This window comes from Nitrosomonas communis (assembly GCF_900114745.1).
In the GTDB taxonomy this organism is placed as follows: domain Bacteria; phylum Pseudomonadota; class Gammaproteobacteria; order Burkholderiales; family Nitrosomonadaceae; genus Nitrosomonas; species Nitrosomonas communis_A.
This window is the reverse complement of record NZ_FOUB01000014.1, coordinates 22374-45022: the sequence shown is the minus strand read 5'-3', so window position 1 is coordinate 45022 and position 22649 is coordinate 22374. Positions and strand designations below refer to the sequence as shown.

Here is a 22649-nt window from a genome sequence, read left to right as displayed (position 1 = left end):
TGCCGCTCTTTGCATTTATAACTTACCCGATATGATACACACGCTCACCTTTCTCTGCTTTTTCTGAAGTGATGGTAAATGCGAATTTTTTCTTTAATGCACCTGCGAAAAATCCTCTTGTAGTGTGCGATTGCCAATTCGTTACTTGGCAAATCTGATGGATGGTCGCTCCTTCAGGACGCTTGAGCATGGCAATCACTTGTGCCTGCTTGCTGTTATCGCGCGAGCGAGGTTTTTGGAATTGACTTGCTTGTGCTTCTTTCACCGAATCGGGCGCTGTGGGGGCAATCGATTCTTGATGCGGTAAACCCAAGGCTCTATAGCCTTGTTCTGAAACAAGCCAGCCAGTTTCATCAGGAGTGATCAAGCCCCGCTTCGAAAGGCTATCGATCACTTTTATTCTGGCTCCGCCCTTGATGTTATCGGGAAACCAGATCAGTTTGCCGCCCGTATGTGCTGCAGCATGGCTAATAATTTGTTGTTGTGCGGGACTCAGCTTGATGGTCATGTAGCTTCTCCTTAAACGTTGTGAATCTTTGCGGCTTGCTCGAACCCAACCCAGGCATCATTCTGATCTAGGCCACGTGAGGCTAACTCTTCGCGCGCCAAGCGATTCAGATCCAATTCACCGCGTGCCGCTGCAACGAGCACCTTGGTCAGCGCAGTCTGGATGAAACCGATTTCGTCAACCGTGAAACCATTTGTGGTGTAACTCATTTTCCTTCTCCTGTTGTTTGTTGATGACGATTACATGAACGCTTCCTTTAAGCATAAAGACAAGCAGAACATGCACTTTCTTCAACCAAATGATTGATCCAGATCATGGGATTATCGATTCGCGCCTACGCGCGTCATCGCGGTGTCTCCCATGTTGCCGTGATCAAGGCAATCGAAGCTGGACGGATCACGCAGCAAGCCGATGGCACCCTTGATCCTGAGCAGGCAGACCGAGAGTGGGAGCAGAACACCGCCTATCCACGCAAGAAGATTTCCATGCAAAATCACACAGCCGCAGAGTCGATTTCCTCAACGAGTTCTGCTAATGGCACCTCACTATTGCAGGCGCGCACGGTCAACGAAGTCGTCAAGGCACAGACCAACAAAGTACGGCTCGCCCAACTCAAGGGCGAACTCGTCGATCGACCACAGGCTATTGCGCATGTGTTCCAACTGGCCCGTACCGAGCGCGATGCCTGGCTCAATTGGCCTGCGCGCATCTCGGCGCAGCTCGCCGCCAAGCTCGACGTCGACCCGCATGCAATGCATGTCGCGTTGGAAGCGGCTGTGCGTGAACACTTGCAGGAACTAGGCGAACTGCGACCACGGGTAGACTGATGCAGATTGAGAATTACGAAGGGGCTCTCGAGATCGAGCGCGCCTGGCGAGAGGGACTAACACCTGATCCGTTACTCACTGTGTCCGAATGGGCTGATCGCCACCGGATATTGTCGAGCAAAGCCTCAGCTGAACCCGGACGTTGGCGCACCAGCCGTACACCTTATTTGAAGGCGATCATGGATTGCCTGTCGCCGATGTCACCGACCGAGCGTGTGGTGTTCATGAAGGCGGCTCAGCTCGGAGCGACCGAAATGGGCAATAACTGGATTGGCTACGTAATTCATCATGCTCCAGGCCCAATGATGGCCGTGTCGCCCACCGTGGAGATGGCCAAGCGCAACTCCAAGCAGCGCATCGACCCGTTGATCGAGGAATCTCCGGCATTAGCGGAGCTGATCGCGCCCGCGAGAAGCCGCGATGCAGGCAATACCATCCTCGCCAAGGAATTCCGCGGTGGAGTGCTCGTGATGACCGGTGCCAACAGTGCGGTAGGCTTGCGCTCGATGCCGGTGCGCTATCTGTTTCTAGACGAAGTGGACGGTTATCCACTAGACGTCGAAGGTGAAGGTGATGCCATTTCACTGGCCGAAGCGCGCACGCGTACCTTTGCACGCCGCAAGATTTTTATCGTATCAACGCCAACTATCTCGGGCGCGAGCGCTATCGAACGCGAGTATGAAGCGAGTGACCAGCGCCGCTACTTTGTGCCCTGCCCGCATTGCTCGCACCGCCAGTGGTTGCGTTTCGAACAATTGCGCTGGCAAAAAGGGCAACCAGAAACAGTAGCTTACGTTTGCGAATCTTGTGACCAGCCAATCGCCGAGCATCACAAAACCTGGATGCTGGAATGCGGTGAGTGGCGCGCCATGGTGCCGGAGAGTGGGAACAAAACGGCGGGTTTTCATCTATCCAGTCTCTATAGTCCCATAGGTTGGCGTAGCTGGCGAGACATTGCTGCCGCCTGGGAAAGCGCCATCAACAAAGAATCAGGCTCGGCTTCCGCCATCAAAACCTTTAAGAACACCGAACTGGGTGAGACCTGGCTGGAAGAAGGCGAAGCACCGGATTGGCAACGTCTGCTCGAACGACGTGAGGATTACCAGATCGGCACGATCCCTATCGGTGGCCTGCTTCTTACTGGCGGCGCTGATATTCAAAAAGACCGAATCGAAGTATCGATCTGGGCCTTTGGACGTGGCAAGGAATCCTGGCTGATCGAACATCGTGTGCTGATGGGGGACACGGCACGCGATAGCGTGTGGCAAAGCTTGGCGCACATGATCGCAGAGACATGGACGCATGAAACGGGGGCTGCTATGCCGCTGGCACGTTTTGCCATCGACACCGGTTTTGCCACCCAAGAAGCCTATGCTTTTGTGCGCTCAGTAAAAGACTCCAGAATCATGGCGGTCAAGGGAGTAGCACGTGGCGCTGCGCTAGTGGGCACACCCACTGCGGTGGATGCCACTACTCGCGGCAAGAAACTACGCCGAGGGATCAAGGTTTTTTCTGTAACGGGCGGCATCGCCAAGCAGGAGCTTTATAACAATTTACGCAAGCACATCGACACCAGTGAGAATGGGAGCATTAGCTATCCCGCCGGTTTCGTGCATCTACCCAAAGTGGATGCCGAATTCGTGCAGCAGTTATGTGCCGAGCAGCTCATCACCAGACGCAACCGTCATGGTTTCGCCATTCGCGAATGGCAGAAGATGCGCGAACGCAACGAAGCGCTCGACTGCTATGTGTATGCCCGGGCAGCATCGAGTCTGGCAGGGCTAGACCGATTCGAAGAACGCCATTGGCGCGAACTGGAAAAGCAGCTCGGTATTTTTGAATCGCCATCCGCACCACAACCGATGACCATCAACCATCACAACGACACTACAGCCAGTGAACCCACCGCTTCCAAAGAAACAAAACGAAGCAGGCGGTTGATTCGTAGCCGCTGGATGACATAAGGCACAACGCAATTTTACTCCAAAGTTATAACCATTCATGGCCTACACCCAAGATCAACTGACTGCTCTGGAAATAGCGCTGGCACGCGGTGAACATCGCGTCACATTTGCCGACAAAACAATGGAATATCGCTCGGTGGAGGACCTCAAAGCAGCAATCCGCGAAGTCAAGCGTGGATTGAAGATTACAAACTCACCCCGTCAAATTCGCGTAACCAGCAACAAAGGGTTCTGATGAGTTTTTTCTCTGCTATTCGCCGTCGCTTGTTCGGAACCAACGGCACACTTATCTATGATGGCGTGGGCTCAGGCCACCGCAGCCTTGCCTGGATGCCAGTCAACCTGGGAGCAGTCAGTGCTCTGGCTTATGCACAAAGCGATCTGCGCGCCAAGAGCCGTGATCTGGTGCGACGTAATGCCTGGGCCGCTGCAGGTGTGGAAGCTTTCGTAGCCAATGCCATCGGTACAGGTATCAAGCCGCAGTCGATGGTCAAAGACCAGGCGATACGCGAAGCGATTCATGCGCTGTGGTGGGACTGGGTGGAGGAAGCGGATACGGCCGGCCTTACTGATTTTTATGGCCTGCAGTCACTCAGTGTCAGGGCGATGCTGGAAGGCGGTGAAGCGTTCATCCGAATCCGGCTGCGTCGACCAGAAGATGATCTTAGCGTGCCGCTGCAATTGCAGGTATTGGAACCCGAACATGTGCCTATCACTTACAACACGGTAGCCAACAATGGTAACAGCATTCGCTGCGGTATCGAGTTCGACAGCCTCGGGCGACGTGTGGCGTATTGGATGTATCGCTCGCACCCGGATGATGCACTTTTGGCTCCCATGAGTGGATCGGGCGGCGATCTCATACCGGTGCGGGTACCGGCTACAGAAGTCATCCATCTGTTTCGCCCCTTGCGCCCTGGTCAGATTCGCGGTGAGCCGTGGCTCGCACGTGCACTGATCAAATTGCATGAACTCGACCAATACGATGATGCCGAACTCGTGCGTAAAAAGACCGCTGCCATGTTCGCAGGCTTCATCACCCGCCTGAGTCCAGAAGATAATCTGATGGGCGAAGGCATGACCGATGCCAATGGAGTAGCACTGGCAGGATTAGAGCCTGGCACCTTGCAGATTCTTGAACCCGGTGAGGATATCAAATTCAGCCAACCAGCGGATGTGGGATCGAGCTACTCGGAGTTCATGCGCCAGCAATTTAGAGCGGTAGCCGCAGCCATGGGGATTACCTATGAGATGCTTACCGGTGATTTGACCCAAGTGAATTACTCCAGTATCCGTGCAGGATTACTGGAATTCCGCCGTCGCTGTGAGGCGATCCAACACAGTGTGATCGTGCATCAGCTTTGTCGCCCAGTCTTTCGCGCTTGGATGGAACAAGCGGTATTGGCAGGCGCACTGACTTTGCCTGGTTACGCAACCCGCCGCCGTGACTATCAATCGGTCAAGTGGATTCCACAAGGCTGGCAATGGGTCGACCCGTTGAAGGAAACCGAAGCGATGAAATCAGCGATTCGCTCCGGTCTCATGAGCCGATCTGAAGCGATTTCCGCCAATGGTTATGACGCAGAAGATGTTGATCGGGAAATTGCTGCCGACAACGCACGAGCAGATAGCCTGGGATTGATATTCGATTCCGATCCAAGGTATGGCAAAGCAAATGAATTGCCATCCACGCCCCCACAACCTTCTCAGGAATAAATATGCAGCTACCCCATATTGCAGCGCGTCTTTACGGCACGCCGTTACTTATCAATCGTGCCAAACTGGATGTGATTATGTCGGTACTTGGCAATCGCATCGACTGGCCAAATACCGATCTGGCTATCCCAATGCCTGCTCCTCGCAGCCAGCCAACGAATAACCCCGGTATCGCCGTCATTCCAGTGCAAGGTACGCTCGTTAAGCGCACACTAGGGCTGGAAGCAGCCTCAGGCCTTACTAGTTACGGTGAGATACAAGCCCTGCTGGCTGCAGCAGTTAGCGATACATCGATACGAGGCATTTTGCTCGATGTGGACTCACCCGGAGGTGAAACGGGCGGCGTGTTCGAGTTGGCTGAATTTATCCGTACAGCCTCAATGGTTAAACCCATCTGGGCGATCTCTAACGATAATGCTTTTTCTGCTGCGTATGCCATCAGCAGCGCAGCTTCCCGCGTCATGATCACGCGCACGGGTGGCGTAGGCAGTATCGGCGTCATCGCTTTACACGTTGATCAATCGGTAGCCGACAGCAAAAACGGTCTTCACTACACCGCCATCACGGCAGGTGCACACAAGAGCGACTATTCGCCGCACGAGCCATTGTCAAGCGAGGCGCAGGCGCGACTTCAGGCAGAAGTCAATCGCCTGTATGACTTGTTTGTGACTCATGTCGCTACCATGCGTGCTGTTTCAGAAGATGCGGTGCGCGCAACAGAAGCAGGCCTCTACTTTGGTCCAGAAGCGATCCAGGCCGGTCTTGCAGACAGCCTCATGAGTTTTGATGAAGTGCTCACCGAATTTAACACCTTTCTCATCCCGCAGGGCCGTTCGCGCAGTCCGGCCCGGGCGCAATCTCAGGTCGACTGTGCAACCCATCACAAGGAATTCAACATGCCAGAAAATCATGAAACATCCGATGAACAGACACACGAACGTGATCCCAATGCCGAAACCAATTCGACTCTTGAGGCCACCGCAACGGTTACAGATGTTCGCGAGGAAGTACGCCGCGAGACGCAAGCGATCGCAGAGCTATGCCTCATCGCGGGCTACCCCGCCAAAGCGGCTGAGTTTATTGCGCAGGGTTTGAATGAAGCTCAAGTGCGCCAATTACTGCTCACGATGAAAGCAACCCATCAGTCAGCGGAGATTCTTTCTACCATTGATCCGGATAAGACTGCAATTCAGGAACCGGCTGCATCTGTCCATAACCCGCTGATTGCCGCAGTCAAAAAAATTTCTGTCAAGGAGTAACGCATTATGGCTGTCATTAATGAATCCGCTTATCTTGGCGACCTCGTCAAATTCGAAGAAAGCCACCGCTATTCGCGCAAACAGGAAACAATCGCGTCTGGTCAGAACCTGGGTTTAGGCACCGTTGTTGGGCGCAAAACTGCCGATGGCAAGATTTATGCCTTGAATCCTGCTGCCACTGATGGGACAGAAACTGCAGTAGGCGTTCTGATCGAAGCAGTCGATGCCACGCTGCTTGATAAAGACGGCCTCATTCTCGCGCGCCATGCCATCGTCGCAGATAAAGCCTTGGTGTGGCCTGCCGGCATCACCAATCCGCAAAAGATCACCGCCCTCACCCAACTTGAAGCTAGCGGCATCCTGGTTTACCAAAGCGCTTAGCCTACTTGGAGAACATTTATGCAGAACCCCTTTCTCAATCCCGCTTTCTCGATGGCGAGCCTCACAGCAGCCATCAACCTTATTCCCAATCGCTATGGGCGTATTGGTGAGTTAAATTTATTTAATGCCAAACCCGTTATCCAACGCAACATCGTGGTAGAGGAAATGCATGGCATTCTGAATCTGCTGCCTACCCTGCCTCCCGGCTCACCTGGAACGGTCGGCACCCAGGGCAAACGTAAAGTGCGTTCTTTCATCGTGCCCCACATTCCGCACGATGATGTGGTGTTACCGGAGGAAGTCCAGGGTATCCGTGCTTTTGGTTCAGAAAACCAGTTGGAAGCCATCGCCGGCGTGATGGCACGCAAACTTGCTACCATGCGCAACAAACATGCGATCACCTTGGAGCATCTGCGCATGGGCGCACTCAAGGGACAGATCCTCGATGCCGATGGTAGCGTGATCTATAATCTGTTTGCTGAATTCAACGTTACGCAGTCCACGATCAACTTCCAACTAAGCAGCAGCACGACCAAGGTCAAAGTCAAATGCAATGAAGTGCTGCGCACCATCGAGAAGAATTTGCTCGGCGAAGTGGCTACCGGCGTGCGCGTTTTATGCTCACCTCAATTCTTCGATGTGCTCACCTCTCACGACAATGTCGAGAAGGCTTTTGCCTTCTACCAACAGGGCGCAGCGCTGGTCGATGACACCCGCGCCGGGTTTCGCTTCGGCGGACTCGTATTTGAGGAATATGTCGGTTTTGCCACTGATGCAGCCGGCACTATTCGCAAATTCATTCCGGACAATGAAGCGATCGCTTTTCCTGAAGGAACGCTCGATACCTTTGCTACTTATTTTTCCCCAGCGGATTTCAATGAAACGGTCAATACCTTGGGTCAAGAGTTGTATGCCAAGCAAGAGCCACGCAAGTTTGAGCGCGGCACTGATCTGCACACGCAGAGTAATCCGCTGCCGATGTGCCACCGTCCCGGCGTACTGCTGAAACTCACGGCTTCCTAATGAACGTTACCGATCTATATGAAGCGGCTGCCCGCAATCAACTTTTAACACCGGTCACAGTAGGTACGGTGACCATCCAATGTGCCTTTCGCGCACCTGATGAAGCCGTACTTGATGGGTTAGTGCTCTCGCGTGATTACCATATCGAGTACCCCACTTCTTGGCTCACCTTGTCCATCAGTGACGTGGTAGTGATTAAAGGTGAATCTTATAAGGTACGCGAAGTGCGTCAAATACGCGATGGAAGCGAATCAAGAACCACTCTCTCAAAACTGTAATGCAAAGTATCCGCGAGCAAATCATCCAGAAAATCGTCGCCAAGCTTACTCCAGTAGCTACGCTTCAGAGTGCGACCATTCAACGCCAACCTACTATACCGACGGATCGGTCTAGGCTCCCCGCCTTGCTGGTATTTCCAGAGATGGAAACCGTGCTGCGTATCAATGAACGCAGCGAGCGTGAATTGGTGCTCCGCATCGTGGCGCTGGCTTGTGGCACCGTGCTGGAAGAGCCAGAGCCAATTGCCGATCGATTGTTAGCCGCTGCCCATAGTGTACTGATGACGGATGCCAATCTTGATGGTCTAGCACAAAGTTTAGAGGAACTCGATTGTGAGTGGCAGCAAGATGACGCCGATATGGCGTTGGCGGCCATGCCCGCCCGCTACCGGATCACCTATCGCACGCTCACCCATGATTTAACGCAAAAAGGATAAAAGCCATGTATCGCATCAAACTTCTCAAAACTCACACGCATGAAGGCCAGGTGCATTTCGCGGGCCATGTGCTCGAAGTCGATGAAATGACCGCTTCCTGGTTGATCAAGCACAATGTTGGCAAAGTAGCCGATGAGATTGCCAGCTCACCTTCTGAAGAGCAAGCCTCATCAAGTGTAGAAGCTCCAGCTAAAACCAAACCCAACCGCAAAATAAAGGAATAATCCATGGCTTATTTCTCTGGACAAGGACGTGTCTTTATCGGCAGTCGCGATACCAATGGTAATCCTGCAGGGCTCACTTTCGTGGGTAATGTGCCCGATCTGAAGGTATCGATTTCGGTCGATACGCTTGAACACCAGGAATCCCAATCTGGGCAGCGTTTGACCGATTTGCAACTGATCCGAACTAAGAAAGGCGAGTTCGCCTGCACCTTGGAAGAATGGATCCAGTCTAATCTGGAACTGGCACTGTATGGCTCGACCACGATTGTGGCGAGTGGCACTGTAACGAGCGAGCTATTGCCCAATCCGGTCACCCTTGGCAGTCTCAATCTTCTCTCCAAGCAGAATGTATCGAGCGTGGTAGTCAAGGATTCGAGTGGCACACCGTTAACTTTACCTTCAACACAATACACAGTAAACGCAAAACACGGCTCCCTCATCATCAACGATAAGACTGCGGGCGGGCCTTACATCGAACCATTCAAGGTCGACTATAGCTATGGTGCGGCCAATGTCACGGCTATGTTCACTCAACCGCTGCCGGAACGTTGGGTGCGCTTTGAAGGATTGAATACTGCTGATTCTAATCATGAGGTCGTCATCGATTTATACCGAGTGGCAATCAACCCGGCCAAGGAATTGTCAGTGATCGGCAACGATCTGATGAAGTTCGAGCTTTCAGGTCAAGTGCTAGCTGATCTCACCAAATCAGCTACAGGACAGTTTGGGCAATTCGGTCGAGTCATTCTGTTATGAGTGATAATAATTTCTCAGCTCTACCACCGGTTGCAACCTCTATCGTCATTAATGATGAAACAATCGACATCACTCCCATCAAGATTGGCGAGCTACCTGCATTCAGTCGTGCCGTACAACCGATTGTCGCTCATCTATCTGCCTCCCCTGATTGGCTGGCCCTCGTCGCTGAACATGGCGAGCCCCTCATCAATGCCTTGACCATTGCTACTCGTCGCTCCCGCGAGTGGATCGCCGGACTTGAATTGGATGATGCGATCAAGTTGGCATCGACCGTGTTCGAGGTCAATGCCGATTTTTTTATCCAGCGCCTGCTGCCAAGCGTAACCGAAGCGGCAGCCAGGCTCGAAGCACGGATGGCTGGGCGGGTGCCATCCAGCGACTGATCAGCGCGGGTCACTCGTACGAGAGCATCATGGATTACACCGTGACGCAGGTATCTGCATTCTTGGCTGCCATCGATCGGCAGGAAGCAAGATCTCTTGCTAATCTACTCACGATATTCACTGCCAGCAGCCAAGGCACCAACGACACCATCAACAAAATAATGAAGCAATTGTCGTGCTAAAAATCTCGTTAAGCCGCGCAGGCTTGCTCGACCCTGCCAAGTTGTCCTCATGGTCGCTATCAAAACAGGTCAACATTCGCAAAGCAGTCACGACTGGAATGCGTGCGGAAAGCAGGCAATTGGTCGAGAGCGTGCGTAACCAGATGAAGGCTGACTTCACCGTCAAGCAGCAAAGATTCCTCAGATCGGTGCGTGCTCAAGTATTTAATCGTAACCCAAACAAGTTACCCGCATTGCTCATCGGTTCCAAAATTTCCTGGCTAGGTGTACATATGCGCGGAGGAACCATTGCGGGGCGCATGCTGATTCCGCTCACAGAAGAAGGCCGCCGTATCGGGCGACGTGCATTCAAACGAATAATCGACGCCCTCATTTCTTCCGGTAATGCCTATTTCATCCAGAAAGATGGCATGGCCATTCTGATGGCCGAGAACATCAGAGAGAATCAACAACAGCTTCGCCGTTTCAAGCGTGCTGAAAGAGCTCGCGCCGGCACTAAATCCATCAAACGTGGCCAGGAAATACCTATTGCTGTGCTGGTACCACGCGTAAGCCTGTCTGCGCGTTTCAATCTGGCCCAAGCAGTGCAGCGGCAACTACCGAATCTTGCTCATAGTATAGAAATGAAACTGAAAACCATCTGATATGCCCAATGATCGTGCGCAAATATTGATCACCGCGGTTGATCAAACTAAATTTGCCTTTGATTCGATCCGTAGTAATCTGAGACGCGTGGGTGACGAATCCAGTCAGTTGCAAACCCTGCTCGCAAGCCTGGGGGTGACACTTTCTGCAGGTGGATTCGTTGCTTTCATTAAGGATGCCATTGATACTGCTGATCAGCTCAACAAACTGTCGCAAAAGATAGGTGTTTCGGTCGAGGCCCTTTCGACACTGCGTTTTGCTGCTGAGTTATCCGATGTGAGCCTCGAAGCATTACAGAAAGGTATCAAGGCGCTCTCGCAAAATATAGTCGAAGCAAATAGCGGTGCAGGCAGAGGCGCACAAATATTTGATGCGCTCGGTATTTCTGTCAAAAATGCGGACGGCACCCTCAAGTCAGCCGAACAGGTACTGCTGGAAGTAGCCGATGTGTTTACCACATTGGAAGATGGCACTGTCAAGACCACACTCGCCGTCGAACTGTTCGGCAAAACAGGCCAGGACATGATTCCGCTGTTGAATCAAGGCAAAGCTGGCATCGAACAACTACGGCTGGAAGCAGAGCGGCTGGGACTCAAACTTGACTCTGAAACGGCACGATCGGCTGAAACCTTCAATGACAATTTGGCAGCTCTCAAAGCTTCTGCCTCCTCTTTGGGCATAACCCTCGCTGGGGATTTCCTGCCAGAACTCACCAATATTACCAACGCCATGCGCATGGCTGCCAATGAAGCGGGAGTACTTAAATCCTTGTGGGTAGGATTGGGTGGCATCGGTAACCTCATCTTCAATGGCAGCGAAATCAAACAAGCACAAAACGAAGTTCAGCGGCTGCAAGAGTTAGTCAATTCCACCCGGCAGAGAGTCGCAACCGGTAAAACCAAGATACCCTTCTTGCCCTTTGATGTGCAATTCAACGATCAGGCACTGTCGACACTGCGGCGCAATCTCGTGAAGTATGAGCAAGAACTGGCTCAGGCCAAAAAACGCCTGGATAACCTCACCCGTTCGGAGCAAACGGAGCCAAAACCAGCAGCAAGCCCGACCAAGGATATGCAGCGCATCGCGTGTATCGTCTCCGGTGGCCGATGGGTCAACAGCCAATGCATCAAAAAATCGACTGGGCGTATCCAGGAGCAAAATACTCTCTCTGCTCGCATGAACCTGCTCAAGGCAGAATCAGAGACTGAACTCAAGCTGATCAAGCAGGGTCTGGAATTAGCACAAAAAGCTTATGATCGGGCACTTGATGAGCGCCTCATTTCCATCCGTGACTTTTATGCTGCCAAGACGGCCATCGATCAGCAAGCGATTGATGCGCAAATCAATACGATACAGCAAGAGCTATCAACACAATCGAATCTCGCTATTCGAGGACGTGATGAAAACGAGCGCCTGCGCGCCATGGCTGATATCAAAAAACTGGAAGGCGAACTGACAATACTCAATCAGAAACGCACGGAAATTGAAATCGCCAACGCACATGCTGCTGCCAAAGCCGAGAAAGCATTGGCTGACGAGCTTGCAAAAGTGCGCGAGCGCCTGATCGAAATTCGTGGTGAAGCTGATAGCCAAGTATCACGCGAGCGCTTACAACTCGAATACCAGCCCTTGCTCGAGCAATTACGTGCCGCCAAGGATGAGCAGGGCGAAAGAGATGTGCTGCAACTGATTGATGTCCAGTCGGATCTGGCCTCTCTCTCAAAGCTTGAAACAGAATTCCAGGCAACACTCGCGCGCATGCACACTCAGCAGGACAGCATCAACATCAAACGTCAAGCCGGTTTATTGACGGAATCACAGGCGCGCAGTCAGATCAATACGCTTTTACAACAGACTGCCACCGACCTGGATGTACTGCTACCGAAGATGCAGGCCTTGGCAGATAGCGCCGGAGGTGAAGCGGTCAACCGTGTTGCTAAACTGAGAAATGAAGTAGCACGGATGCGCATAGATACCGATCAATACGTTCTTCGCTTTGAAGGCGCCACACGCAATGCACTACAGGGATTCTTCAGCGATATCGCATTGGGCTCCAAAGATGCCTTCGACAACATGGTGCAAACATTCAAGGTGGCCATAGCCAACATGGTAGCAGAAGCACTGGCCGCCCGGCTGGTTGATTCCCTTTTCGGTGGATTGAGAGGCGCCGGTTCAATAGTGGGATCCCTATTTGGTGCAATAACCGGAAGCACTACTCCTATCAAGAAAGCCACAGGTGGTTTGATATCGGGTCCTGGCACCAATACGTCGGACTCCATTCCGGCTCGTCTTTCCAATGGGGAATATGTCATTCGTGCCGCCGCGGTCAAGCGGTTCGGCGTGGGCTTCCTCGATGCGATCAACAATATGCATTATCTAGCGTTAGCACCAAGCCACTCACCTACCCGGCTGAATTTTGCTGAAGGTGGGCTCGTGTCTACCAGCGGCTCTTCCACTAGAAATTCTGCTACTTCCGTTAATTTGAACTTGCAACTGCATCCTGAGGCGCTTCATATCACGCTGCGCGATTGGCTTGAGGGTGAGCTCGCGCGCATTGCTGTGGGAAGCAGATGATTACGACGCTCACCGTTTATTCCGCGCAAGTGCACGCTGACGCCACGGCATTGCTCGTTTATCAGGGACAGCCCAATCGAACGGTGAGCTGGAATCTGATCGGTTCAGGCTCCGTAATGCCCTTGTCAAACTACACCGATGTAACCGGTAAAGCCGGCGCCTTATACCAGCCGGGAACAATAGGCGATACCGTCACGGTGGAGGTGACAGCCGGTGCTTGAAATTCTGGCTGGTCCTTATGACTTGCTCGATCTGGAGGGCAATTTAGTCACTGATGATTCATTACAGCAGGCGCGCTATTACGACGATGACGTGGGCTTGATGTTCTCAGAAGGCCGCACTCTCGGCAAAAACTGGGTAATCCAATTGGACGGCACGGCCTGCATTCGCAGCGACAGTTATGGCATTTACGTGGTGGATTTGCAGCAAGCACCACAAAATGAATACCTGCTGATCGATGCGCTGTTCAAGGACAAGTTATATCAGTACAACAAGCGCGCCGCCACCAGGGAAGCGTTGCTGTTATCCGGCGGTACCAATGCCATGGGGGATATTCAAGTGCGCACCCAAGATCGCTTCTTGTTTGCGAGCCAAGACCTGGTGAAATGGCGACCCCTCGATTTAAGTGCGAGTGCTGTAACCGAGGCAACGTTAACGGATGTAGGCGATTTAACGGGGCTATCGATCAATCCGGTCTGGTCCAGGACACGCCATCCCGATGTGCTGGCGCTCGCTTATGAAAACGGCAATATCATCTACTACGACCACGTCAGCAAAACACAAGCGCCAGGGGCAGCTTATATTGGTACGAACAAGGATGCCTGGTACAGTTCCAAGTATGATATCTGGCTGCGACTAACCAGTGATCGCAAACTTTATGTGCATGCCTCCAAGCCTCGGCCGTACGCGTTATCTAATCCAACCGGATCGGTACCCGTCAGGGGGAAGGTGACCACTTATACCGTGCAGCTGACAGGTGATGCGGGCGAGCCGTGTCCGGATGAGTTGATCGATTGGTCATTGGAAACCGGCAGCGTAGGCCAGCTTAAAAATATGCAATCGTGCACCGACGCCAATGGCTATGCCACGGTTGATTATCTGGCTCCGGTCGTGGGAATGCTCGGCAATGTCAACATCAAAGCGGAGCTGAGATTCTGATGCTCAGGCAGGTTTTTGAGTCGGTGCCGCCGCCCTATCGTACCCATGAGGATTTTCCGGTCGTGGGAACGGGTATTGGCGCGTTTTTATATAACGCTTACTTAGTGGAGCCGCCGAGGCTATACGGCGAGGAAATGTATTTGCTTGCCGGCTTGTTTGTGCGGCGTGAGCAAACCGCAAGCACCAACCATACCATCCATCTGGTAGGCTTTACGCAAATTATCCGCTGGCCGAGCTGGGATACCCGTCACTGGGTGTTCGACGGCATCACGGGAAAGTTTCTGCGTGACGATCCAGCCATCCCGCCACTGGCGCTCGGAGGCGATCTGGTGGAAGGCGCCGATGGCTCGATCTGGATGTATACCGCCTGGACGGGCGGGTGGATCGAATTAAATCCCATGACAATGGTCGCTGTCTCTGGCAGCACGTTGGACAAGACTAAATACGGCAATCCCGCATTGATTGAAACACCTTTAGTAGACCGCGCCAACAATATCCTTGTGCGTGCAGAAAGTAGTGGTGTTGCCAGAATCAAGATTTATAACTTCACTACCGGTACGTGGATACGCGATATCGAGGTATCCGGACCACCCGCGCAGATCATGCCGGAGAGCAACAAACACGCCTATGTCTACTGCCACAACGGCATCATTAATTTAATCAATTATGTTGATGGGCGCGTGTTGTCGGCATTGAGAGCACCAACGCCGACCAACACACAATATTTGACACAGATCGGCTCGCAGAAATTTGCCTATGATCGTTTCCATCGACGTCTGCTCGCATTTCAGATGATCGCCAACAATGCGGACGGATCGAGCGCATCAACCATCAAAGGGTGGTATCCAGTGCCCTTGCCGGTCAGGATCATGCAGCCGATACCGCTCATTGCACCACGCGCGGGTAGGACTGTGCCCTATCTCACCCGACTATTTGGCGATGCGGGCGAGCCAGTGGCAGGGGTGCATGTACAAGGTGCAATCAGCAGCGTGAACGCCACGATAGCACCGGGTATTACCGATAACAATGGCTATGCGCTCGTACAGGGCACAGCCACTGTCGCCGGTAGCGCTACTCTCACCGTCAGTGCGGAGGCCGTGACAACATGACTATTCTGGCCAGCCAGACGACCTTTACCGTAGGCGAGGCCTCAACCGAAGCCGTATCCGTTAATATCACCATCCTGCCTGCGATTGGTGCGGCTACCGGTAAGGGACGGTTGATCCATCCTACCTTAGGTACTTATGATTATGAGTACTGCCCGGATGAATGGAGCAACATCGATGGCGATGCCATCATTACCCCAATCTGGACCAGCAGCAAAACTCTAAATGGCACCTCCAATACCCTGATGATGGGCAACATTCGCGATGTGGTGGTAGAGGAACGCTGGACCGGTGGGTTGTCCACCTCTCTGGAGATGGTTCGCATATTGGCTGCTTTTTGGCAGAATCCGCCCGATCCTGCCATTGACTACGTTAAGTGGTATCCCAATTATGTCAACGCTAACGGCTATAAAGTCATCCTCACGGATTTAGAGCTGAATGGGCAAGGACTGAATTTTGATTTCATTTCACGCCAGGGTTATGTGACAGGAACGTTGGTGTTACGTATGCGCATCGCGGGCAGAGTGTAATGGATCACCGCTGGCAGCCAATTGCTCAGGATGGCGTCAAAAACGTCGCCATCATCTGGCACCCAACAGCCACCCCATTGCAGCTGGTAGCAGGCACGCATGCGGACGGGGTGGATATCCGCGCTTTTGTTACTCGTGCCTCACACAGCGCTCGTGAGGGCAATGTGACCGTCACCTGGCATTTGGAGTTATACGAGATTGATCAGCCACAACCAGGCCAGATCATCGAGTGCAGACTGGATGGTCAATTGCTGTGGTGGGGAATGATCGAATCACTGAACGATTACCGTTTGAGCTCCGGCGTGCGCTCTTTGACGTTGACACTGCGATCACGCGATGCCTCGTCCCATTGGCGCAACGTTCGCCGCGTGACAGAGATTTACCCGGTGGCCACGCCCCTGTCAGTCATTGCCAGAGATATTGCCTATACGCTCGGATTGACCGATGCCGAGATCGGATTTGGTGAGACATCCGTCACTACCGTCCATTCAAATACCCAACTGGCAGACCTTACTGCCTGGGAAATGCTGGAGAAATTGGCTGAGCCTCTCGGCGTGCAGCCTTTTGTCGATGCACGTGGCGTGTTGAAAACCATTTCCCGCGATATCACGCGGCCAGCCGATATTGTTTTAACCACCGAACGCATCATCAGCGTGACCGCAGCCAAATCCAGGCCGCTACTGACCGCTGTCAAAGTACGATGGCTGGACCCAAACCTGACCAAGGTTTCCCAACAGGACCAGATATTGGCCAGTATCAATATCACCGCAGGCTTTTTCCAACTCAAGCAGACAAAACGTGTGAGTTTTTCTGAGGACGAAACGCAGCGCGCAGAAAATACTTACCTGGTCATTCGCCAATCGGCCAATTCGGGACTGCTGCCGGTATGCGAAGAAGCTTACTCGCAAAAAACTCAAACCGGTGGCGAAATCGTGCTCACCACTTATGCCTGGGTGCCTGCGCTGGTAACCGCCGGCATGGCAGCGATTCTGTCCAGTTCACTTATTCCCGACGGAGTAACTCCCACGGAAACCATTCCGTTAGGCAGGCCCATTCAGGCAAGTGCCGAGATTGCGGTATTGCTGACATTAGCCTCGATTGGTACCGGCATGTATGAGATCTGGGGCACGCCCTACGACTATGTACACACGCACAACACCACCGAAGCCTATGACCAAAACGCACCAGAATGGATGAGTAATGAAGTCGAGATCGAAAACGATTTCATCATGGATGAACCGATGGCACAAGCCTATGCGGTACGTGAACTGCTTTACAGAGCACACGAGGTATCCAGTTTCAACGTGTCGATTGTCGATGATCCCAGAATCGAGCCAGGAGATATTCTGCAATTACCCGATCAATCGAGACTGTATGTAACCAACTACCAGCGCGATGTTTCGCCGGGCAGCGCTGCAGTACTGGAAGTGGAGGGTTTTCGCGTATGAGCACACTGACTTATATCACGCAAGCGGAAATAAAGAATGCGGCCAAAGAGTTAGACGGCAAAGTATTGACCCGACCTGCGCTATTAGTGACGGATGGCTTGGCAATGCTCTACGCGGTCGACGTCGATATTGGCCAGATAAATCCGCTCAAGAATGTGCCGATTGCACGCGCCAACCGTAATCTACTTTATGCCGAAGTAGGCGCGGCAGTCAGACTCAGGCGGAGCGAATCTGGACGCTATGAGGTGGTGGGCTTTTCTCAGGAGCAACCGGGAAGCTTTTTTCGGATACCCGTCACTTTCCCCTCCTTCACTTTTGGTAACGCAGGCATTATCACCGGTATAAACCCGGCATCAACGCCATCTGTATTTCAGTCCGGTGGGATTGTGATCGGCACACCCATTGATAATTCCCTCGTAGGCAGACCTTTAACATATGAGGAATTTTCTCAACTCGGCATATATGGCCTAACGCCCTACGGAGCAACCGGGATATTTAAAGGCGGCGTATTACAGGAGATTTATTCGTGACATTACAGCTGCAACGCTTCATTAATGGCGATACCAATTACATCACGAAACACAACAGCAACCTCGATTTGATCGAGGCAGCGATTGCTGCACTGGAATTGCTAGCCGGCAACAGTACGGCAGCGAGCAGCGCCAATGTCGCCAAGGCATTTCAGGCGTTGTTTGGGGTAAGCGCGAGCCTGATCGGTGCGTATAGTTATAAATGCACTGGTTCAGGTAATATCCTAACGGTGCAGCCTGGCTTTTGCTGGCGGCCTAGTCTGAATGCAGTAGTGTCCAAAACGACCCCTACCACCATCAGCTTCTCTGGTGTCTCTGCGAGCACCTGGTACATTACCATCGATTCGAGCGGCACTCCCATCCGCACCAATAGCATCGCTGAGGCGGCTTATAGCGTAGTGTGGACCGGCTCAGCCTTTGGCACCATTACCAAACTGCTCAATGTGGTGTGGGGTGCGGCCGATGATGTAGCAGCACAGAGTAGTACCGTGCTTGGTACAAGCTTTACCAGCCTCGACAGCAGATTGGAAGCGAGTGAAAACAAGGCGGTGGCGGGCGATCTGGCGAGAACCTATCTATTAGGCAGACTGAGCAAATCTGTAGCAGGTAATAGCAATGTTACTTTGACTGCCGATGAGGCGAATAACCTGGAGCTGGTATTCACCGGTGCAGTATCGGGCGAGATCAACATCTCGGTACCGCTCAGCAATGCGCCGCGCTCCTGGCTTGTAATCAATAATACCACTGGCGGCTATAAGCTTACCCTAAAAGGGCTGAGTGGCACCGGTGTAGCTTTGCCGCCAAATGTAGCCATCTGGGTGTATCACGATGGCACCAATATTCTGACCCTACCCAAAGCGGCCGTTCTCGCCCTTCCCTTTAATACCAGCATAACTGCGGATTTCTCGCAGGCGCATACCATCAAGGTCACGCTCGGCGGCAATGCCACCATTACGCTCACAGGAGCAGAGGACCGGCAGAAATGCATGCTGGAATTAACGCAAGATAGCGTGGGAGGTAGAACTATAACGCTGGTAAATCATCGCTTCGGTTCGGATTTAACCAATATAACGTTATCTACCGGGCCGGGGTTGACAGACAAGATCGGTTTTATTTATGACGCGGCCGCAGCCAAATTTGACGTGGTCGCTTTGATGAGGGGATTCTAATGAGTTTAATTTTTTTTGATGGATTTGAGACCTATGCTACCGCTGATATTTTGAAAGAATGGAACAGCACAACTGGTCTATTTTCGATCAGTGCCACAGGGGGAAGACGGGGCGGAGGTGCTTTATTGGCACCTAATTCCTCCTCCTTTGGTTGGGCATCCAAGACGCTGCCCGGAAATTACTCTACCCTGATCGTGGGATTCTCATTTAACCCAAGCACTATGCCTTCTTTATCCAATTCCATTCTGCGCCTGATGGATGGTGGAACTCAACAATTAGAATTAGGCGTTAACCCAGCGGGTAATGTCTTTGTGAGTCGCAACGGCACGGTTCTAGGTACCAGCACTGCCGTGCTTGCAGCAGCTGAGCAGTATCTGGAATTGAAAGCCACGATGCATGATACCACCGGTGCCTTTGATGTGAGATTGAACGGGATCAATATCCTATCTGCCTCGAATGTCGACACTAAAAATACCGCCAATGCTTTTGTCAATCAGGTGGCTTTGGGTGTACCAGGCAATACCGGCCTCTCCACGATATTCAAGTATGATGATTTCTATTTGCTCGATACGACGGGGCCTGCGCCCAACAATGATTTTCTGGGCGATGTACGCATCGATGCGGTTTATCCTAGCGCGGATGGCAATTACACCGATTGGACGCCAAGTACTGGGACCAGCCATTATGCGTTGGTGGATGATCCCACGCCCAACACCACCGATTACAATGCGAGCAATGTGATCGGGCAGAAAGATAGCTACGTGATGGGCGATCCGCCATCATTAGCCAGTCAGATCATTTATGGGGTCAGGGTTAAAGTAGCCGCGCTCAAAGATGATGCCGGCTCTCGCTCGCTTAAAGTCGGCATTCGATCGGGCACTACCGATAGCCTTGGCGCTGCCCAGGCGTTATCGACGTCGCAAATTTATTATTCGAGCATTCATGAGGTGGATCCGAATACCGGTGCAGCCTGGACACCGGCTGCGGTCAACGCGATGGAAGTGGTCATCGAGTCGGCATAATGACGGCAGCTCGATCAAGTCAGGTTGTTGCGGAGATACTGCGTAGTAACACCGCGGTCAAAACTCAGGCAAGTCAAGCGACCGCCGCAGTTTTACGCAAAAATACGGGCGTCAATGTCCAGGCGAGTCATGCCATTGCTGGCGTATTGCGGCAAAATACAGCGGTCAAAGCCCAAGCACACCAGCTTATCGCGTCTATTTTACGCAAGGAGGTGACGCCACCCAATATTCAGGTAAGCCAATTAACCGCAGAGACATTGAGGCCGTCGATCATTACTGCGCAGGTTAGCCAGGTGGTATCCGAAGTAATTAGCGCAGAGCGAACCTTGAATGCGGTCTTGCCGCTCGGCGTTACACTCCAGGCTGATCTGGTGTCTGGTTTTGCCCTAGGGTCAATCTTTACCGCAACCTTTGATACCGAAAGCAATCTTGAGCTTGGCACTGAGTTGGCTTTCACTCAATACCCCATATCCCTCGAGATGCAAGCCGCGTTGCAGTCTGAGTCAAGATTATCGGCTCTCTTTCCTATCAATACTTCTATGCAAGCAGGCTTGCAGCAGGGTTCTGAATTGTCGGTCAATCTACCCATTACGTTCAAACAACGAGCTAGCTCAAAGGTTTATCCCGAATCCGTGAGCGGGTTTTTCTTATTGTTTTAATCAGGAGGCATTATGAGTTCAGCTACGAATGTTCTGGAAGAATCCATCGGTAACCATCTGCTGCGCACGGCTACATGGCCAAAACCAGCAGGCATTTATATTGCGCTTTTTACTACGCTTCCGCTCGAAGATGGCACCGGTGGCGTAGAGGTGTCAGGCGGTAACTACGCCAGAGTGCAGAATGGCCCTAGTGATACCGCCTGGAATGCGCCTACTGGCGGAAATGGCGAGTTCTCGAATGCCGCTGCGATTGTGTACGGCGCTCCTAACGCCAATTGGGGCAACGTAGTCGGCGCAGGGATCTATGATGCGTCTACCGGTGGCACCCTACTAGCGGTAGCCAATCTCGACACGGCCAGAAATATCGTGGCGGGCGATCCAGCACCGAATTTTCCGGCGGGCGCATTGAAATTCATTTTTGCTTAACATCGCCTTCGCTTCTCATCCTGTTTCACCCCACCCCTACTCCGCCTCTGGCGGTTTTTTTATTTCTGGAGCATATAAATGAATCTACCCACTCTGTATAACGGTATGGTCGCCATGCCGCAAGACGAATTCGAACAGTTGCTCGAACAAGCAGCCGCGCGCGGTGCCAAGCGCGCATTAGCCGATGTCGGCCTTGAAGGCGAGGACGCTGCCCACGACATTCGTGAGCTACGTGATCTACTTGATGCCTTTAATACTGCCAAACGTACCGCCTGGCAGACGGTAATCAAGATCATCACCACCGGCTTTGTGTTGGCGTTGTTAGCTGGAGCACTTTTGAAAATTGAATTATTTGGAGGTCAGTAATGGTTGAAACTATTATCGATGACATCATTCGCCGTGAAGGCAGCTTTATCAATCACCCGGCTGATCGGGGTGGCCCGACCAAGTACGGCATCACGGCCAAAACACTCGGAGGTTGGCGCCGTCTCGGGCGAGCAGCGACTAGTGATGAAGTAGCAGCGCTTACTGAAGCTGAAGCACGGGAAATTTATCGTCAGCAATATATTGTAGAGCCAGGTTTTGATGCAATTACGCACCCGGCATTGCAAGCGCTCTTGGTAGATAGCGGTGTGCATTCTGATCCGAAAACGGCAGTGCATTGGCTGCAAACAGCTGTGGGTGTAGCCGCGGATAGAGTAATTGGTCCGAAGACCCTTGCTGCTATAGCAGCTGCCGATCAAAATAAACTCTACAGTAAAGTGCTTGCATCACGGGTTCGCCACTTGGGGCGATTAATTACCAATGATCCAAAGCAATCAGTCTTTGCGGCTGGTTGGATGAATCGTATGGCAGAATTTGTGGAGGGTACCGTATGATTCCAATTCTAACCACTTTAGCACCAGGGCTCATTGAAGCCGGAAGCCGTCTGCTTGATCGCTTGATTCCTGATCCGGCTGAACGTGAGAAGGCCAAGCTTGCCCTATTACAAACCGAGGGGCAGCAAGCACTGCAGGAAATGCAGACAAGTCTATCTGCCATTCTGGCTGAGGCCAATTCCGCCGACCCATGGACGAGCCGGGCAAGGCCGACTTTTCTGTATGTGATCTACGGGGTAATCTTGCTGTGTGTGCTCGGGTCTATCCTTGGCATCTGGTGGCCGGCGCACGTGTTCCAGGCAGCGGAGAATTTAAATAAGCTGTTGGGAGCAGTGCCAGAGAGTCTGTGGTGGCTGTTTGGGGCTGGCTATCTCGGTTATACTGGGGCTAGGAGTTTTGATAAGTGGCGGGGGCCGGGACGGTAACCCACAGACAATCCGATATGATAATTTCCCCGATATCGGGGAATTTTTGCGTTTTGGTGGCTCTTTTATATTGAGCTTCACCTTCTCTAGTGCTCGCTGCTGAGCCAGGGGAATGGCTAGCACTCATTGCGGACTTCG

At 52.4% G+C, this 22649-nt stretch carries 31 protein-coding genes; 28 read left to right on the top strand and 3 right to left on the bottom strand.

Annotated features, from left to right (window positions below):
- Nucleotides 1-22: 22 nt before the first annotated feature.
- Both BM122_RS07505 and BM122_RS07500 read right to left on the bottom strand, forming a co-directional pair.
- A complete protein-coding gene (locus BM122_RS07505) occupies nucleotides 23-508 on the bottom strand; it encodes a DUF3489 domain-containing protein (protein WP_074904877.1) in 486 nt (161 codons plus the stop codon).
- Nucleotides 509-519: 11 nt separating this feature from the next.
- Nucleotides 520-717, bottom strand: a complete 198-nt coding sequence (locus BM122_RS07500; protein WP_074904875.1) for a hypothetical protein — start codon at nucleotides 715-717, stop codon at nucleotides 520-522.
- Nucleotides 718-822: 105 nt separating this feature from the next.
- Here BM122_RS07500 and BM122_RS07495 point away from each other — a divergent pair, with 105 nt between their 5' ends.
- Genes BM122_RS07495 through BM122_RS07420 form a run of 17 tightly spaced genes read left to right on the top strand, consistent with a single transcriptional unit; the run spans nucleotide 823 to nucleotide 14318 of the window.
- Nucleotides 823-1335 carry an elements of external origin gene (locus BM122_RS07495; protein WP_074904953.1) on the top strand — a complete coding sequence of 171 codons (513 nt, stop codon included), beginning with the start codon at nucleotides 823-825 and terminating at the stop codon, nucleotides 1333-1335.
- A complete protein-coding gene (locus BM122_RS07490; RefSeq protein ID WP_074904873.1) occupies nucleotides 1335-3299 on the top strand; it encodes a phage terminase large subunit family protein in 1965 nt (654 codons plus the stop codon). The genes BM122_RS07495 and BM122_RS07490 overlap by 1 nt, the downstream gene beginning before the upstream one ends.
- Before the next feature lie 37 nt (nucleotides 3300-3336).
- The gene (locus tag BM122_RS07485) at nucleotides 3337-3534 is read left to right on the top strand and encodes a phage head-tail joining protein (RefSeq protein WP_074904872.1); all 198 of its coding nucleotides are present in this window, start codon (nucleotides 3337-3339) and stop codon (nucleotides 3532-3534) included.
- Nucleotides 3534-5015, top strand: a complete 1482-nt coding sequence (locus BM122_RS07480; protein ID WP_074904869.1) for a phage portal protein — start codon at nucleotides 3534-3536, stop codon at nucleotides 5013-5015. The genes BM122_RS07485 and BM122_RS07480 overlap by 1 nt, the downstream gene beginning before the upstream one ends.
- Before the next feature lie 2 nt (nucleotides 5016-5017).
- Nucleotides 5018-6274 carry a S49 family peptidase gene (locus BM122_RS07475; RefSeq protein WP_074904867.1) on the top strand — a complete coding sequence of 419 codons (1257 nt, stop codon included), beginning with the start codon at nucleotides 5018-5020 and terminating at the stop codon, nucleotides 6272-6274.
- A gap of 6 nt (nucleotides 6275-6280) precedes the next feature.
- Nucleotides 6281-6655, top strand: coding sequence for a head decoration protein (locus BM122_RS07470; protein WP_074904865.1), 375 nt, complete (start codon nucleotides 6281-6283; stop codon nucleotides 6653-6655).
- Between the two features lie 18 nt (nucleotides 6656-6673).
- Entirely contained in the window at nucleotides 6674-7678 is a 1005-nt protein-coding gene (locus tag BM122_RS07465) for a major capsid protein (RefSeq protein WP_074904863.1), read from the top strand.
- Nucleotides 7678-7956, top strand: coding sequence for a head-tail joining protein (locus BM122_RS07460; RefSeq protein WP_074904861.1), 279 nt, complete (start codon nucleotides 7678-7680; stop codon nucleotides 7954-7956). The genes BM122_RS07465 and BM122_RS07460 overlap by 1 nt, the downstream gene beginning before the upstream one ends.
- The gene (locus tag BM122_RS07455) at nucleotides 7956-8393 is read left to right on the top strand and encodes a hypothetical protein (protein ID WP_074904859.1); all 438 of its coding nucleotides are present in this window, start codon (nucleotides 7956-7958) and stop codon (nucleotides 8391-8393) included. The genes BM122_RS07460 and BM122_RS07455 overlap by 1 nt, the downstream gene beginning before the upstream one ends.
- A gap of 5 nt (nucleotides 8394-8398) precedes the next feature.
- A complete protein-coding gene (locus BM122_RS07450) occupies nucleotides 8399-8617 on the top strand; it encodes a DUF7210 family protein (RefSeq protein ID WP_074904858.1) in 219 nt (72 codons plus the stop codon).
- Nucleotides 8618-8620: 3 nt separating this feature from the next.
- Nucleotides 8621-9373 carry a phage tail tube protein gene (locus tag BM122_RS07445; RefSeq protein ID WP_074904856.1) on the top strand — a complete coding sequence of 251 codons (753 nt, stop codon included), beginning with the start codon at nucleotides 8621-8623 and terminating at the stop codon, nucleotides 9371-9373.
- Nucleotides 9370-9759 carry a hypothetical protein gene (locus tag BM122_RS07440; RefSeq protein WP_074904854.1) on the top strand — a complete coding sequence of 130 codons (390 nt, stop codon included), beginning with the start codon at nucleotides 9370-9372 and terminating at the stop codon, nucleotides 9757-9759. The genes BM122_RS07445 and BM122_RS07440 overlap by 4 nt, the downstream gene beginning before the upstream one ends.
- Nucleotides 9760-9788: 29 nt before the next feature.
- The gene (locus tag BM122_RS23190; protein WP_177198069.1) at nucleotides 9789-9941 is read left to right on the top strand and encodes a hypothetical protein; all 153 of its coding nucleotides are present in this window, start codon (nucleotides 9789-9791) and stop codon (nucleotides 9939-9941) included.
- Entirely contained in the window at nucleotides 9935-10585 is a 651-nt protein-coding gene (locus BM122_RS07435; protein ID WP_074904852.1) for a DUF6441 family protein, read from the top strand. The genes BM122_RS23190 and BM122_RS07435 overlap by 7 nt, the downstream gene beginning before the upstream one ends.
- A 1-nt stretch (nucleotide 10586) precedes the next feature.
- A complete protein-coding gene (locus tag BM122_RS07430) occupies nucleotides 10587-13160 on the top strand; it encodes a hypothetical protein (protein ID WP_074904850.1) in 2574 nt (857 codons plus the stop codon).
- Between the two features lie 29 nt (nucleotides 13161-13189).
- Nucleotides 13190-13381 carry a hypothetical protein gene (locus BM122_RS07425; RefSeq protein ID WP_143083355.1) on the top strand — a complete coding sequence of 64 codons (192 nt, stop codon included), beginning with the start codon at nucleotides 13190-13192 and terminating at the stop codon, nucleotides 13379-13381.
- On the top strand, nucleotides 13374-14318 hold the full coding sequence (locus tag BM122_RS07420; protein ID WP_074904846.1) for an Ig-like domain-containing protein: 945 nt from the start codon (nucleotides 13374-13376) through the stop codon (nucleotides 14316-14318). The genes BM122_RS07425 and BM122_RS07420 overlap by 8 nt, the downstream gene beginning before the upstream one ends.
- A 119-nt stretch (nucleotides 14319-14437) precedes the next feature.
- Here BM122_RS07420 and BM122_RS24945 read toward each other — a convergent pair whose 3' ends face one another.
- Nucleotides 14438-14569: a hypothetical protein gene (locus BM122_RS24945; RefSeq protein ID WP_256211942.1), complete on the bottom strand. Its 132-nt coding sequence runs from the start codon at nucleotides 14567-14569 to the stop codon at nucleotides 14438-14440.
- A gap of 105 nt (nucleotides 14570-14674) precedes the next feature.
- On the opposite strand from BM122_RS24945, the gene BM122_RS07415 reads away from it, so the two are divergent.
- From BM122_RS07415 to BM122_RS07365, 11 genes are all read left to right on the top strand, one after another.
- On the top strand, nucleotides 14675-15427 hold the full coding sequence (locus BM122_RS07415; protein WP_143083354.1) for an Ig-like domain-containing protein: 753 nt from the start codon (nucleotides 14675-14677) through the stop codon (nucleotides 15425-15427).
- Complete coding sequence (locus tag BM122_RS07410; RefSeq protein ID WP_074904842.1) at nucleotides 15424-15954, top strand: hypothetical protein; 531 nt, start codon at nucleotides 15424-15426, stop codon at nucleotides 15952-15954. Before BM122_RS07415 ends, BM122_RS07410 begins: the two co-directional genes overlap by 4 nt.
- Nucleotides 15955-16136: 182 nt before the next feature.
- Entirely contained in the window at nucleotides 16137-17402 is a 1266-nt protein-coding gene (locus BM122_RS07405) for a hypothetical protein (RefSeq protein WP_177198068.1), read from the top strand.
- On the top strand, nucleotides 17399-17932 hold the full coding sequence (locus tag BM122_RS07400; protein WP_074904839.1) for a hypothetical protein: 534 nt from the start codon (nucleotides 17399-17401) through the stop codon (nucleotides 17930-17932). The genes BM122_RS07405 and BM122_RS07400 overlap by 4 nt, the downstream gene beginning before the upstream one ends.
- Nucleotides 17929-19101, top strand: coding sequence for a hypothetical protein (locus BM122_RS07395; RefSeq protein WP_074904837.1), 1173 nt, complete (start codon nucleotides 17929-17931; stop codon nucleotides 19099-19101). The genes BM122_RS07400 and BM122_RS07395 overlap by 4 nt, the downstream gene beginning before the upstream one ends.
- Nucleotides 19101-20123, top strand: a complete 1023-nt coding sequence (locus tag BM122_RS07390; protein ID WP_074904835.1) for a hypothetical protein — start codon at nucleotides 19101-19103, stop codon at nucleotides 20121-20123. Before BM122_RS07395 ends, BM122_RS07390 begins: the two co-directional genes overlap by 1 nt.
- A complete protein-coding gene (locus BM122_RS07385) occupies nucleotides 20123-20782 on the top strand; it encodes a hypothetical protein (protein WP_074904833.1) in 660 nt (219 codons plus the stop codon). Before BM122_RS07390 ends, BM122_RS07385 begins: the two co-directional genes overlap by 1 nt.
- Nucleotides 20783-20794: 12 nt before the next feature.
- Nucleotides 20795-21208 (top strand): phage tail fiber protein, encoded by a 414-nt coding sequence (locus tag BM122_RS07380; RefSeq protein ID WP_074904831.1) that lies wholly within the window; start codon nucleotides 20795-20797, stop codon nucleotides 21206-21208.
- A gap of 78 nt (nucleotides 21209-21286) precedes the next feature.
- Complete coding sequence (locus BM122_RS07375) at nucleotides 21287-21574, top strand: DUF6127 family protein (RefSeq protein WP_074904829.1); 288 nt, start codon at nucleotides 21287-21289, stop codon at nucleotides 21572-21574.
- Nucleotides 21574-22086, top strand: a complete 513-nt coding sequence (locus BM122_RS07370) for a glycoside hydrolase family 108 protein (RefSeq protein WP_074904827.1) — start codon at nucleotides 21574-21576, stop codon at nucleotides 22084-22086. The genes BM122_RS07375 and BM122_RS07370 overlap by 1 nt, the downstream gene beginning before the upstream one ends.
- On the top strand, nucleotides 22083-22511 hold the full coding sequence (locus tag BM122_RS07365) for a holin family protein (RefSeq protein ID WP_074904825.1): 429 nt from the start codon (nucleotides 22083-22085) through the stop codon (nucleotides 22509-22511). The genes BM122_RS07370 and BM122_RS07365 overlap by 4 nt, the downstream gene beginning before the upstream one ends.
- Nucleotides 22512-22649: the final 138 nt, after the last annotated feature.